This window comes from Pseudomonas sp. O230 (genome assembly GCF_045447035.1).
GTDB lineage: Bacteria > Pseudomonadota > Gammaproteobacteria > Pseudomonadales > Pseudomonadaceae > Aquipseudomonas.
The window spans coordinates 72,966-86,789 of the sequence record NZ_JBJGXN010000003.1 but is presented as its reverse complement, the minus strand read 5'-3'; the positions used below and the strand labels follow the sequence as shown (position 1 = coordinate 86,789).

Here is a 13,824-nt window from a genome sequence, read left to right as displayed (position 1 = left end):
CCGGCGATGGCGGTTTCGAGATCGCCATCGCCGGCAAGCCGGGCTCCTATAGAGAACGTGTGATGTTATTTGCTATTGGTCAGCGTGTTGTAGCTGGTCATCAGGTTGCGGTAGTCCGGGATGTGGTTGGAGAACAGGGTCGCCAGGCCTTCCACGTCGTTGCGCCAGTCGCGGTGCAGCTCACAGGCCAGGCCGAACCAGGTCATCAGTTGTGCGCCGGAGGACGACATGCGGTCCCAGGCCGATTGGCGGGTCAGCTCGTTGAACGTGCCGGAAGCGTCGGTCACCACGAACACTTCAAAACCTTCCGCCAGGGCCGACAGCGCCGGGAATGCCACGCACACCTCGGTCACCACGCCGGCGATGATCAGTTGTTTCTTGCCGGTAGCCTTGATCGCCTTGACGAAATCTTCGTTGTCCCAGGCGTTGATCTGGCCCGGACGGGCAATGTACGGCGCATCCGGAAACAGCGCTTTGAGCTCGGGCATCAGCGGGCCGTTGGGGCCGGTTTCGAAACTGGTAGTGAGGATGGTCGGCAGTTTGAAGTACTTGGCCAGGTCGGCCAGGGCCAGCACGTTGTTTTTGAAACGGTCGGGGTCGATGTCGCGCACCAGAGAAAGCAGGCCCGCCTGGTGATCCACCAACAGAACGGCGGCGTTATCCTTGTCGAGACGTTTGTAAGAAGTAGTCATGGGGTCATCCTCGCTTTTAATCGATGCCGAATCATTCGGCGAACAGGTTTTTTGATTGATCGTTCAGACGCGGCCAGACAAGCGTAGTCAGTCAAGCCTGGCGCGGTGCAACCGTATATCCGTGTATCAACCGCTCATCCGCCCGAACCGGCCCGACTGGAAGTCGGCAAAGGCCTGGTGGATTTCCTGCTCGCTGTTCATCACGAACGGACCGTGGCCGACGATGGGTTCGTCGATCGGCTCGCCGCTGAGCAGCAACACCACAGCGTCGTTATTGGCTTGCAGACTGATCTGGTCGCCATTGCGTTCGAACAACGCCAATTGCCCTTCGCGCACCAGTTCCAGACCGTTGACCTGAACCGTGCCACGCAGCACCACCAGTGCGGTGTTGCGACCTTCATGCAGATCGAGGGTCAGCAACTTGCCGCCGTTGAGGCGCAAATCCCAGACATCGACCGGGGTAAACGTCCGCGCCGGGCCGGTGTGGCCGTCAAATTCGCCAGCGATCAGGCGCAGGCTGCCGGCCTTGTCCTTGAGCGGGATGCGCGGAATGTCGCCATCGAGAATCGTCTGGTAACCGGCATCGGCCATTTTGTCTTTGGCGGGCAGGTTGACCCACAGCTGCACCATTTCCAGGGTGCCGCCGGTTTTGGCGAAGCCTTCGGAATGGAACTCTTCGTGGATAATTCCCGAGGCGGCGGTCATCCATTGCACGTCGCCAGGGCCGATCTTGCCGCCGCTGCCGGTGGAGTCGCGGTGCTCCAGTTCGCCCTTGTAAACGATAGTCACGGTTTCGAAACCACGGTGCGGATGCTGACCAACGCCACGACGCTCGGTGGTCGGGGTGAATTCAGCAGGGCCGGCGTGATCGAGCAACAAAAACGGGCTGATGTGTTTGCCCAGGTTGTCGTAGGAAAACAGCGTGCGAACCGGAAAACCGTCGCCGACCCAATGGGTCCGTGGGCTGGTGTAAATGCCGATGATGTTTTTCATGCTGCCTCCGAAATCTGTGGTTTGACGCGATGAACAAAGCTTAAAACCGCAGCCTTTGGTGCGCTAGACTGCAAAAATCAGCCTTAGCGTTCTATACGGAGAACGATGGTGGAAGACCTCAACACCCTCTACTACTTCACCCAAGTGGTGGAACACGGTGGTTTCGCCCCCGCCGGACGGGCGCTGGACATGCCCAAATCGAAGCTCAGCCGCCGCATCGCCGAGCTCGAAGAACGCCTCGGCGTACGTTTGCTGCACCGCACCAGCCGACACTGTTCGCTGACCGAAATCGGCCAGGCCTACTACCAGCGCTGCCTGGCCATGCGCGTGGAAGCAGAAAGCGCCGCCGAACTGATCGAACGCAATCGCTCCGAACCCCAGGGCCTGGTGCGCATCAGTTGCCCGACCGCGTTGCTCAACTCCTGGGTCGGGCCGATGCTGACCCGCTACATGCTCAAATACCCGTTGGTTGAGCTGTTCATCGAGAGCACCAACCGCCGGGTCGACCTGATCCATGAGGGTTTCGACATCGCCCTGCGCGTGCGCTTTCCGCCGCTGGAAAACACCGACATGGTGATGAAGGTGCTGGGCAACAGCACCCAATGCCTGGTGGGCAGCCCGACGTTTGCCGAGCGGCTGTCGTCGCCCGCGTCCCCGGCCGATCTCAGCGGATTGCCCAGCGTGCACTGGGGCGCGGCACAGCGTGAGTATCAGTGGGAATTGTTCGGTGCCAACGGCGCCAGTGCGCTGATTCGGCACGCGCCGCGCATGGTTACCGATGACTTGCTGGCCTTGCGGCACGCGGTGCTCGCGGGGATTGGCGTCGCGCACCTGCCCAGTGTGGTAGTGCGCGAAGATATTGCCGCCGGACGCCTTGTCGAGCTGGTGCCGGGTTGGGCGCCCAAGTGCGGGATCGTCCATGCGATCTTCCCTTCGCGCCGAGGGTTGCTGCCGTCGGTGCGGACGTTGATCGACTTTCTCGGGGAAGAATTCAGCTACGCCGATATTGCTTGAGCAGGATTTGTGTACACCCCAAATCCCCTGTGGGAGCGAGACCGGCTTGCCGAAGATGAGACCAAACCCTGCCCCCCCGAATCCCCAGACCGCCCCTATTCATGACTCGCGGTAAACATTGCTTTGCCCCACCAGCGGTTTTTCTCAAGGATGCGGGCGCGGATACTCCTGCCCATTCCCACCGCCCCCCCTGGAGTCATTGATGTCTATTCCCGCATTCGGTCTTGGTACGTTTCGCTTGCAAGGCCAGGTGGTCATTGATTCGGTGAGCACTGGCCTGGAACTGGGCTACCGCGCCATCGATACCGCGCAAATCTACGAGAACGAAGCCGAGGTCGGCGAGGCCATCGCGGCCAGCGGCATTGCCCGTGAAGACTTGTTCATCACCAGCAAGATCTGGGTCGCCAACTTCGCCCAGGATCGGTTGATCGACAGCCTCAAAGAGAGCCTGCAAAAACTGCAGACCGACTACCTCGACCTGACGCTGATTCACTGGCCATCGCCGCAAGACCAGGTGCCAGTCGAAGAATTCATGGGTGCGTTGCTCGAAGCCAAAAAACTCGGATTGACCCGGCAAATCGGCGTCTCCAACTTCACCGTCGACTTGATGAAACAGGCCATCGCCGCCGTCGGTGCCGAACACATCGCCACCAACCAGATTGAACTGCATCCGTACCTGCAAAACCGCAAAGTCGTCGAGTTCGCGCAACGCCAGGGCATCCGGATCACCTCCTACATGACCCTGGCGTACGGCGAAGTCCTGAAAGACCCGGTCATCCAGCAAATCGCCAATCGCCTGCAAGCAACCCCTGCGCAAGTCACCCTGGCCTGGGCCATGCAACTGGGTTACGCGGTGATCCCGTCGTCCACCAAACGCGCCAACCTGGAAAACAACCTGAAGACCTGCGCGTTGACCCTGAGCGATGCCGACATGGCGCTGATCGCCGGCCTTGAGCGCGGCCACCGGCTGACCAGCCCCAAAGGCATCGCACCTAACTGGGATTAAGCGTCAGGCCTGCGCCAGGTGTTGGTCCAGGCGCGTCATGGCCTGCAGCAACCGATCGACGGCTTCGTCGATCAGCCCTGTGCGGCCATCGCCGCAGGCACGCTCAAGGTTCTCGCAGCATTCGATCAGACTGACCGCCCGCACCATCAGCGCCCCGCCCTTGATGCGGTGCGCCAGCGTGCACAGGACGTGCTGTTCGCCGCTCGCATGGGCCTTGAGCAACGCCTCCCGATCCGTGCGATTGGTCGCGGCCAGGTCACTCAACAGTTGATTGATCAGCTCGTTGTCCTCGCCGATGTACCGCTCCAGACCGCTCAAGTCGATGTCAGCGGTTGAGGGTGTTTCGAGGGTCGGCACCGCTTCATCGGCAAATCTGGACGCCAACCAGGCGCCCAGATCCGCCAGCCGGATCGGTTTGAACAGGCAGTCGTCCATGCCCGCTTCCAGGCAACGGGTCTTCTCCTCGGGCTGCGCATTGGCGGTAAACCCAAGAATCAGGATCGGTTGCAATCCCTGAGCCCGCTCTTCATCGCGGATGGCCCCGGCCAATTCATACCCGCTGAGCACCGGCATGTTGCAGTCGGTAATCAGCACATCAAATTCATGCTCACGCCATCGCTCAAGACCTTGCTGTCCATCTTCAGCGTCCATCACGCAGTGGCCCAGGTAGCTCAACTGCCGTGAGAGCAGCAATCGATTGGCTGGGTAATCATCGACCACCAGAATCGTCAGCGACCGGGTCTGCGCCTCACGTTCAGGCAACTCGCTGGACGGCAACGGTTGCAACGCGGGCAGATCCAGACTGACCTCAATCCGCGTGCCCCTCCCCAACACGCTGTCGAGCTGCAATTGACCGCCCATCATTTCGCACAGCGTGCGGCTGATCACCAGCCCCAGCCCTGAGCCGTTCCGGCTTGATTGCCGGCTGTTTTCCGCCTGCACAAACGGGCTGAACAGTCGTTGCCGGTCAATCGCGCTGATACCGATGCCCGTGTCTTCAATGCGCACGGCGACCGCCAATTGCCCGGTCACACCGGGCTCGACCCGCAGCGTCAGACGCACTTCACCTTCATGGGTGAATTTGATCGCATTACTCAGCAGATTGGACAGCACCTGCTTGAAGCGTGTGGGGTCGATCAACACGTCGGCATCGCTGTGCTCGCCCAGTTCGACGCGCCACTCCAGGTTCTTCTGCCGGGCCAGGCCTTCAAACACCCGGCACACCGATTCGACCAACGTGCGCAGATTGGCCCGCTCCGGTGCCAGGGACAAATGCCCGGACTCGATGCGGGCGATGTCCAGAATGTCGCCAATCAACGCCAGCAATTGTTGCCCGGCATTGGCCGCTACCTCGATCGCCGGCCGGTCGATGACGCCTTCTTCCGCTCGCTTCAGCGCCAATTCGAGCATGCCCAGCAGCGCATTCATCGGCGTGCGGATCTCATGGCTCATGGTCGCCAGAAATGTGGTCTTGGCGCGGTTCGCCTCATCCGCGGCGTCTTTGGCGTCCTGCAGTTGACTGAGCAATTGCTGACGCAGGCGGATTTGCCGGCGCTGCCAGGCGATCCAGGCCAGCGCCAGCAGCAACAAGGCGCCAGCTACAATAAAGGCCTGGTAAATGTCCTGACGATGCCGCAGCCAAAAACTTTGCTCGACCATCAGGTCATTGCGCCAATAGAGGGTCAACGCATCGATTTCCTCGGGAGCGATACTGAGCAGCGCCTTGTCCAGAATCGAGTGCAGCTCAACGGCCTCGCGACTGGTCGCCAGGGTACTGCGGGCAGGATCGGTGCCGACGGTGCTGGTCACTTGCAGCCGGTCGTGGTACTGCCGGGAAATCATAATGCGGGCACCGATCAAAGAGTTGATAGCGCCATCCGCCTTGCCAGCGGCGACCATTTCCATCCCGTCCGCTGTCAGCGGTGCATTGACCAGTTTGACCTGTGGGAAATGCTGGCGAATGAATTCGCCGGCACTGTTGCCTTGGGTGAGTGCCAGGGTCTTGCCGGCCATTTCATCAAGGGTCCTGGGGCTGTCCGGCGCAATGCGAGTCACCAACACATTCGGGCTGGTCAAAAAGGGACGGGTGAAACGCAATTCTGTTTCGCGCTCGATGCTGGGGCTGATCCCGGCGACCACGTCAACCTGACCACTCCTGACCCACTCGAGCAATTCAGCCACTGACCGGGTAGGCTGAATGTCAAATTTCAGGCCTGTACGCAAACTGATTTTCGCAAGCACATCGATGCTGATGCCTCGATAATTGCCCCCACTGTCGACAAAGGAAATCGGCATGAGGTTTTTGTTGATCGCCACTCGCACACGCGGATGGTCATTGAGCCAGCGTTGCTCGGCGACACTGAACTGCAGGGCTTGAGTGCCTGCAATGGAAGCCCCGCTGCCTCCCCAGCGCCGCAGGATATTCATTCGTTCATTGGTCGGGATCGCCGCCAGCGCCCGGTTGACGATGCGTTGCAACTGGAGGTTGGCGAGGCTCATCGCAAACGCGAAACGACCGGACTCCATACGCGAAAAATCAGCCAGCTGAACGTTGTTGAGGTAGTTTTTGCTGATCAGGTGATTGACGCTGATGGCGTCCCCCAAGTACGCGTCCGACTGACCAAACGCAACGGCCCCCACCGCGCCCAGCGTCGAAGGGAACAGTTGGACATTCGCCTTGGGATAAAAAGCTTGTACCTGCTGCTCGGGTAGATAGTGGTACAGCATCGCCAGTCGCCTGTCGGCCAGGTCCGGGTCCAGAGGCGATGAATCGGTACGCGTGACCAGAACCGGTTGATCATCGGCATAGGCTCTGGACATCCGCAACTGCGGGTCCTCGACCTCATAGCGGTTGGCCGTTCCCAGCAGATCAGCCGCGCCGTCCTTGATCGCCCGCACCGCCTCGCCCCGCGATGCGTAACGGTGAACATCGATCTCCACGTGTAACAGCTGTTTGAGCAGCCCGGCATAGTCAGCCGTCAACCCTTCGTAGTCGGTGCCGGTGGTGGTGATGTCGAAGGGCGGATAATCCGGTGCCGAGACGGCCAGCACCAGCCGGCCCTTCTGGCGCAGCAGGCGCGAATCGGCATCCGACAGTTTGACGTCATAACCATCCACGCTGGAGCGCCCCAGCAGCGTGAGTGTTTGTGGCTGCGGCTGCGGCTGCGGCTGCGGCTGCGGCTGCGCGCAGACGCTGGAGATCCAGAGCCCCCCCAGCAATACCAGGTGGACCAGAGGGCGAAATCGTTGGAGAACACTCATTCAGATCAGATCATTGCGCTTGGCAAAATCCCTCAGGTGAACCTTGGATTCCACATTGAGTTTTTCAGTCAAACGGGTTTTGTAGGTGCTGACGGTTTTGTGGCTCAGGTTGGTGATTACCGCGATATCCATGTTTTTCATACCCTGGGCCACGTAGCGCAAGATGGTCAGTTCACGGTTGGAGAGTTTCTCGATCATCTCCTTTTCGCTGCGCTGCAACGAGTTCAGCGATACCGAACTCGTCGGCAACTCGACAAAATAAAGATAACCGGCCATTACCGCTTGCACGGCCTTGTGCAAATGTTGCAGGTCGTTGGTTTTGGAGACATACGCGGCAGCGCCGGCACGCATGCAACGGTCCTGATAAAACCGCGGTTCTTGTGAAGTGAAGACCAAGATCCGGCAGCGCACACCACTGGACTTGATCCGGTTCAGTACATCCAGCCCGTCGAGGCCCGGCAAGCCCAGATCCAGCACCACCAGATCCGGTTGATGCTCACGAATCATCGACAACACTTCGTTGCCGCTGGCCACCTTGTAAATCTGTTCAAACCCTTCCTGTTTGAGCAGGAGGGTGACGGCAGCGCAAACCACCGGATGGTCGTCCGCTATCAGCGCCGACTTCATGGCAACTCCCTGTGCAAATACACGACAATCGGACACTGAATATCCGTGGGCCGAACCCCGGTTAGACGCAGCAGCTGCGCGAATACTCTTGCATGGAAACACGCGCCCGCCTACCTGACAGAAATGACAGTGCCGACGAACGGTAGCTGAGGATCAACCTTCGCCATCTGTCGTTGAATGCACGGTAGATCGGGCAACGCCGCATCGCTCACCTGAACCTTCTGCTGCTCGCCGGCCAGGATCGGCGGCCATTCGGCCGGTTGCCAGTCATAGATCAAGGCATGGTGAACCTGCGGTTGATCAAGGAGAAAATCGCGCAGGTTCAATGTGCCGTCCGCCAGCGACGCATTGATGACCACCAGGTCGAAAGGCACGCCGCCGTAGTCGAACAGGGTCAGCAGTTCCGCAAGGTTTTGCACGGGGGCCACGCGGTAATAATCGAGCCGGTTGAATAGGCGCTCGATTCTCATCCGCTGAAAATGCTGCTCGTCGGCAATCAGGATACGTAACGCTTTGTTCGACAACCGGGGCCCCCAGGAGGGTTTCAGATTTGAGGCTGCAAGGCTACGGAAGACCCGCCGAGCTTTCTGTAGGACTATTCCTAAAAACCGGGGTGCACATCGGGCGCAGAGGGGAAAGCAAAGGCAAAAGCTCGCAGCAGGCGCGTACTTCGCAGGCTGCGATCCTTGATTCTCGACACCGATTATTCTGTGGTGCTCGGGCTCCAGAACGCCTGCACCACCCATGTCGATGCCGATATCCGGGTCACCAGCGCGTTCAGTTCGTCGCCGTCCACGGACGTCGTCGCGAGGGTCGCCTCCACTTCGATTTCATCCGCGCCGAATGCGTACACGTCCACATCGCTCGCCGGGTAATTGCTGCGCTCAATCCGCGTGAATGTCAGATCGCTATCGCGAGCAAGCTCGCTCCTGCACCCGGCAGCATTACTGCCAGCCGAACCGGCGGATGTAGAACCCCTTCACCGCCTGGGTCAGCGCCATGTACGCCAGCAGAATCACCGGCAAAAACACGAAGTACAGCGACGGCAGTGCCTGCAATTTGAAGTAGTGCGCCAAAGGCCCCATCGGCAGGAAAATGCCCACGGCCATGATGATCCCGGTCATCACCAGCAGCGGCATGGCTGCGCGGCTTTGCAGGAACGGGATCTTCGGCGTGCGGATCATGTGCACGATCAGCGTCTGTGTCAGCAACCCGACCACGAACCAGCCGGACTGGAACAGGGTCTGGTGGTCCGGGGTATTGGCGTCGAAGACGTACCACATCAAGGCAAACGTACTGATGTCGAAGATCGAACTGATCGGGCCGAAAAACAGCATGAAGCGCCCGACATCCGCCGGTTGCCAGCGCTGCGGTTGCTTGAGCATTTCCTCATCGACGTTATCGAACGGGATGGCGATCTGCGAAATGTCGTAGAGCAGGTTCTGCACCAGCAGGTGCATCGGCAGCATCGGCAGGAACGGGATGAACGCGCTGGCCACCAGCACCGAGAACACGTTGCCGAAGTTCGAGCTCGCGGTCATTTTGATGTACTTGAGCATGTTGGCGAAGGTCCGCCGCCCTTCAAGCACGCCCTCCTCCAGCACCATCAGGCTTTTCTCCAGCAGGATGATGTCCGCCGCTTCCTTGGCGATGTCCACGGCACTGTCCACCGAAATACCGATGTCGGCAGTGCGCAGCGCCGGCGCGTCATTGATGCCATCGCCCATGAACCCGACCACATGGCCGTTGCCCTTGAGCAGACGGACGATGCGTTCCTTGTGCGACGGCGTCAGTTTGGCGAAGACGTTGGTGGTCTCCACCGCCACGGCCAGCTCAGCGTCCGTCATGCGCTCGATGTCGTTGCCCATCAACAGGCCTTGCTGCTCCAGACCGACTTCGCGGCAGATCTTCGCGGTCACCAGTTCGTTGTCGCCGGTCAGCACTTTCACTGCCACGCCATGCGCGGCCAACGCGCGCAAGGCCGGTGCGGTGCTTTCCTTTGGCGGATCGAGAAACGCCACGTAACCGATCAGCGTCAGTGCCTGTTCATCCGCCAGGCTGTAAGTGTCGCGCCCCTCAATCATTGGCCGCGCCGCGACCGCCACCACCCGCAGCCCCTCGGCGTTGAACGAAGCGGTGACCTGACGAATCCGCACCAGCAGTTCATCGCTCAGTGCGTCATCGCGTTCGCCGTGACGCACCCGTGTGCACACCGCCAGCACCTCCTCCACCGCACCTTTGCAGATCAACAGATGCGGTTGACCACGCTCGGCGACCACCACCGACATGCGCCGCCGGGTGAAGTCGAACGGGATCTCATCGACCTTGCGAAACGCCGTGCCGACTTTCAGTTCACGGTGGACCTCGACGTGTTCAAGCACCGCCACGTCCAGCAGGTTTTTCAGGCCGGTCTGGTAGTAGCTGTTGAGGTAGGCCATTTCCAGCACGTCGTCGGCGTCGTTGCCCCAGACGTCGACGTTACGCGCCAGAAAGATTTTGTCCTGGGTCAGGGTGCCGGTTTTGTCGGTGCAGAGCACGTCCATGGCGCCGAAGTTCTGGATCGCGTCGAGGCGTTTGACGATGACTTTTTTGCGCGACAGGAACACCGCACCTTTGGCCAGGGTCGAGGTAACGATCATCGGCAGCATTTCCGGGGTCAGGCCCACGGCAATCGACAGCGCGAACAGCAGCGCTTCGGTCCAGTCGCCTTTGGTGAAACCGTTGATAAACAGCACCAGCGGCGCCATGACAAACATGAAGCGGATCAGCAGCCAGCTGACTTTGTTGACCCCGGTCTGGAACGACGTCGGCGCGCGGTCGGTGGCGCCGACCCGCTGGGCCAGCGCACCGAAATAGGTGCTGTTGCCGGTGGTCAGAATCACCGCAATCGCCGTGCCGGACACCACGTTGGTGCCCATGAACAGGAGGTTGTCGAGGTCCAGCGGATTGCGGGTGTCGCTGTCCTGCTGATGGCGGAATTTTTCCACCGGCATCGATTCGCCGGTCATCGCCGCCTGGCTGACGAACAAATCCTTGGCACTGAGCACCCGGCAATCGGCGGGAATCATGTCGCCGGCCGAGAGCACGACCAGGTCACCCGGCACCAGCTGTTTGATCGGCACTTCGCTGCGCAGGGCATCGCGACGCATGACCGTGGCGGTGTTGCTGACCATTGCCTGGAGCGCGTCGGCGGCCTGGTTGGATTTGGTTTCCTGCCAGAAGCGCAACAAGGTCGAGAGCACCACCATCGAGAAAATCACGATGGCGGCTTTCATGTCTTCGGTCAGCCAGGAGATGACCGCGAGCAATGTCAGCAGCAGGTTGAACGGGTTTTTGTAGCAGTGCCACAGGTGAATCCACCACGGCAGCGGTTGTTCGTGCTCGACTTCGTTGAGGCCGAATTGCACGCGCAGTGCATCGGCCTCGTCTTCGCTCAGGCCGTCGGTGTGGCTATTGAGGTTGTTCAGCAATTGGCCGGTGTCGCTGTTGGCGGCGCTCACCAGAGTTTGAGCCAGGGTCGGCGGCACCTCACGGCTGACCGTGGTGTCGGTGAAGGTTTCCAGCAGCGCCAGGCGGCGGAAGTGTCGGGCGATGTGGCGGGTGCGCAGGAATCCGGCGAAGAATTCCTTGAGCAGGTTCAGGTTCATGGCAGTTCCCCCAGGGTCAGCCGGGAAACCTTCCAGCAGGCGTGTCGGTGCGCCGCGATGACGACAACAAGTCGAACATCACGCACGGTTCAGCGTCGATGAGAGGACGTCGGGACACGGACCAGGACTGGCCGCAATCGGGATGCCGCTGCTCGCTTTTTCGGCGAGACAACGGCACAAAAAATGTGCGCGTTATCTTGCCGAGGATGTGCCGGTTATTGGAACCGGCCGACTACTGTCACTCGAACAAGTACCCACTGTGGGTCTCCGCTATTGATGAAAACGCGCGAAGCTTACGCCCCGATTTCTGGAGAGTAAACGAAGCAAAGGTGTGTTGCGGGGGAATTGCGGGGTTCTTCAGGAAGGGTTCAGCTTTGAAAATTTTCGGTGTTATTTCGGGCCCCATCGCGGGCAAGCCCGCTCCCACAGGGATCGTCAGTGAACACAGATTTTGTGTAAGACGGAGATCACTGTGGGAGCGGGCTTGCCCGCGATGACGGCCTCAAAGTTGCCGAGAATCTTAACTGGCTGTCGCTAGCAGCAGGTCCACCACCGAACGACCATGCCCACGGTGTTTGCCATGCTCATACAACGACCCGGCAATCTCATCCGCGCGAATCGGCAGGATCGACAACAGCGTGTCGCTCAACCCGTGGCTCGCCTGGCAGAAGCCCTGCATGTAGATGCCGGCCTTGCAGCGTTCATCGGTGATCAGTTTGTAATTGCGGTCCACCTCGAAATCACCCAGGTATTGCTCCAGCGGCGCCAGCAGTTTGCGGTGCATCTGGCGCTCGTAACCGGTGGCCAATACCACAGCGTCGTAATGCCGAACCGTGACTTCGCCGGTGGCGTTGTTGCGCACGGCCAGTTCGATGCCGCGTTCGGTGGCGGTGGCTTTTTCGATAGTGGTCAGGGTGCGGAAGGCATGACGGGCGATGCCCGAGACTTTCTGGCGATAGAAGATGCCGTAGATGCGTTCGATCAGGTCGATGTCCACCACCGAATAGTTGGTGTTGTGGTACTCGTTGACCAGGCGCTCGCGCTCGCTGCTCGCCTGCTGGAACACCAGGTCGGTGAACTCCGGCGAGAACACTTCGTTGACGAACGGGCTGTCATCCGCCGGTTTCAGCGCCGAGCCGCGCAGGATCATGTCGACCTGCACCGACGGGAAGCTGTCGTTCAAATCGATGAAGGCTTCCGCCGCGCTCTGCCCGCCGCCGATGATCGCGATGCTCATCGGTTGATTGTTCACGCACGGCTGCTTGGCCATTTGTGCCAGGTACTGCGAGTGATGGAACACGCGCCCGTCATCCTTCAACGCCTTGAACGCTTCGGGTATGCGCGGTGTTCCGCCAGCACTGACGACCACCGAACGAGCGGTACGCACGTGTTGTTGGCCCTGGGTATCGCGGGAGATCACGCGCAACGCTTCGACCTGCTGGTTGTGCAGCACCGGTTCGATGGTCAGCACTTCTTCGCCGTAGCGGCTCTGTTCGGCAAATTGCCCGGCGACCCAGCACAGGTAGTCGTTGTATTCCATGCGGCATGGATAGAACGTGCCGAGGTTGATGAAATCCACCAGACGACCGTGGTGCTTGAGGTAGTTGACGAAGGAATACGGGCTGGTCGGGTTGCGCAGGGTCACCAGGTCCTTGAGGAAGGAAATCTGCAATTCGCTCTGGGTCACCAGGGTGTTGCCGTGCCAGCGATAATCCGCCTGCTTGTCGAGAAACAGTACATCCAGCTCGCCCTGGCTCGGCCCGCGCTCTTGCAGTGCGATGGCCAACGCCAGGTTCGAAGGGCCGAAGCCGACGCCGATCAGGTCGTGAACGATGGGCGATGCAATTGCCTGTGTCATTTCCAGTGTCCTCTGGATGAACCCCTCAACAGTGGGGAGTAAGCCTAAGTGACCTGACCAGCCTTGAGCAGGACAGCAGGTCGTCTGTTGATAGGGAACGAGGACAATGAAAAAAAATTTAATGTTGTTACCTTCCGAAGAAGATCAGTGGGCATCCCACTGGCGCATCCGCACGCGGCAATGCTTCATCGCATTGACGATGTGCTTCTCCACCAGCGCCCGTGAAATTCCCAGGCGTTCGGCGATTTCCGGGTGCGACAGGCCATCGATCTTGCGCAGCAGGAAACTCTCGCGGCACAGCCGTGGCAATTCCGCCAGGGCACGCTGAAGCATCTCCAGGCGTTGGCCGTGGTCGAGGCTGCTGTGGGGCGAAGGGGTGAAGTAGCGCTCTTCGCTATCGAGCACTTCCAGCGACTCGACCTGACGCAAGGCATTGCGCCGATGGTCGTCGATCACCAGATTGAGCGCAGTGCGATAAAGGAATGCCCGGGGCTGCTCGATCGGCGTGTCGCTGGAACGTTCCAGAACCCGCACATAAGCGTCATGCACCACATCTTCAGCCACCTGACGGTTGCCCAGCTTGGCGTTGAGGAAACACACCAGCTCGCGATAGTAGTTTTCCAACCATGACTCCCGGCCGCAGGGATGCGGTTTCTATCCTTGAGCCACGTCGACGACCGCCGAAAATGGGCAGTGGCACGATAGTGGCAGTTCGAGCTGCGTAAT

At 60.0% G+C, this 13,824-nt stretch carries 10 protein-coding genes and 1 pseudogene; 2 read left to right on the top strand and 9 right to left on the bottom strand.

The features are described from left to right. Positions 1-65: 65 nt before the first annotated feature. Positions 66-692 (bottom strand): isochorismate family cysteine hydrolase YcaC, encoded by a 627-nt coding sequence (gene ycaC, locus ACI77H_RS06735; protein ID WP_123357471.1) that lies wholly within the window; start codon positions 690-692, stop codon positions 66-68. Positions 693-818: 126 nt separating this feature from the next. Then, positions 819-1,685 (bottom strand): pirin family protein, encoded by an 867-nt coding sequence (locus tag ACI77H_RS06730; protein WP_407011106.1) that lies wholly within the window; start codon positions 1,683-1,685, stop codon positions 819-821. Between the two features lie 105 nt (positions 1,686-1,790). Here ACI77H_RS06730 and ACI77H_RS06725 point away from each other — a divergent pair, with 105 nt between their 5' ends. Both ACI77H_RS06725 and dkgB read left to right on the top strand, forming a co-directional pair. After that, positions 1,791-2,699 carry a LysR substrate-binding domain-containing protein gene (locus tag ACI77H_RS06725; protein WP_407011104.1) on the top strand — a complete coding sequence of 303 codons (909 nt, stop codon included), beginning with the start codon at positions 1,791-1,793 and terminating at the stop codon, positions 2,697-2,699. Positions 2,700-2,901: 202 nt separating this feature from the next. Next, positions 2,902-3,705 carry a 2,5-didehydrogluconate reductase DkgB gene (gene dkgB, locus ACI77H_RS06720; RefSeq protein WP_407011103.1) on the top strand — a complete coding sequence of 268 codons (804 nt, stop codon included), beginning with the start codon at positions 2,902-2,904 and terminating at the stop codon, positions 3,703-3,705. Positions 3,706-3,708: 3 nt separating this feature from the next. Here dkgB and ACI77H_RS06715 read toward each other — a convergent pair whose 3' ends face one another. The 7 genes and pseudogenes from ACI77H_RS06715 to ACI77H_RS06685 form a co-directional block, all read right to left on the bottom strand. Then, entirely contained in the window at positions 3,709-6,966 is a 3,258-nt protein-coding gene (locus ACI77H_RS06715) for a transporter substrate-binding domain-containing protein (protein ID WP_407011101.1), read from the bottom strand. Further along, on the bottom strand, positions 6,967-7,593 hold the full coding sequence (locus ACI77H_RS06710; protein ID WP_407011100.1) for a response regulator: 627 nt from the start codon (positions 7,591-7,593) through the stop codon (positions 6,967-6,969). 110 nt (positions 7,594-7,703) lie between these two features. Beyond that, complete coding sequence (locus tag ACI77H_RS06705) at positions 7,704-8,117, bottom strand: response regulator (protein WP_407011099.1); 414 nt, start codon at positions 8,115-8,117, stop codon at positions 7,704-7,706. A gap of 179 nt (positions 8,118-8,296) precedes the next feature. Next, a pseudogene (locus ACI77H_RS06700) lies at positions 8,297-8,482 on the bottom strand (MgtC/SapB family protein); the annotation flags it as partial. Between the two features lie 55 nt (positions 8,483-8,537). Then, on the bottom strand, positions 8,538-11,240 hold the full coding sequence (gene mgtA / locus ACI77H_RS06695; protein WP_407011097.1) for a magnesium-translocating P-type ATPase: 2,703 nt from the start codon (positions 11,238-11,240) through the stop codon (positions 8,538-8,540). A 520-nt stretch (positions 11,241-11,760) separates the two neighbouring features. Further along, positions 11,761-13,098, bottom strand: coding sequence for a lysine N(6)-hydroxylase/L-ornithine N(5)-oxygenase family protein (locus tag ACI77H_RS06690; RefSeq protein WP_008032337.1), 1,338 nt, complete (start codon positions 13,096-13,098; stop codon positions 11,761-11,763). Between the two features lie 144 nt (positions 13,099-13,242). Beyond that, positions 13,243-13,722, bottom strand: coding sequence for a sigma-70 family RNA polymerase sigma factor (locus tag ACI77H_RS06685; RefSeq protein WP_407011096.1), 480 nt, complete (start codon positions 13,720-13,722; stop codon positions 13,243-13,245). Positions 13,723-13,824 lie beyond the last annotated feature (102 nt).

What these genes read in the sequence shown, in the direction of transcription:
- ycaC (WP_123357471.1), bottom strand. Translation starts at nt 692, where the DNA reads ATGACTACTTCTTACAAACGTCTCGACAAGGATAACGCCGCCGTTCTG.
- ACI77H_RS06730 (WP_407011106.1), bottom strand. Translation starts at nt 1,685, where the DNA reads ATGAAAAACATCATCGGCATTTACACCAGCCCACGGACCCATTGGGTC.
- ACI77H_RS06725 (WP_407011104.1), top strand. Translation starts at nt 1,791, where the DNA reads ATGGTGGAAGACCTCAACACCCTCTACTACTTCACCCAAGTGGTGGAA.
- dkgB (WP_407011103.1), top strand. Translation starts at nt 2,902, where the DNA reads ATGTCTATTCCCGCATTCGGTCTTGGTACGTTTCGCTTGCAAGGCCAG.
- ACI77H_RS06715 (WP_407011101.1), bottom strand. Translation starts at nt 6,966, where the DNA reads ATGAGTGTTCTCCAACGATTTCGCCCTCTGGTCCACCTGGTATTGCTG.
- ACI77H_RS06710 (WP_407011100.1), bottom strand. Translation starts at nt 7,593, where the DNA reads ATGAAGTCGGCGCTGATAGCGGACGACCATCCGGTGGTTTGCGCTGCC.
- mgtA (WP_407011097.1), bottom strand. Translation starts at nt 11,240, where the DNA reads ATGAACCTGAACCTGCTCAAGGAATTCTTCGCCGGATTCCTGCGCACC.
- ACI77H_RS06690 (WP_008032337.1), bottom strand. Translation starts at nt 13,098, where the DNA reads ATGACACAGGCAATTGCATCGCCCATCGTTCACGACCTGATCGGCGTC.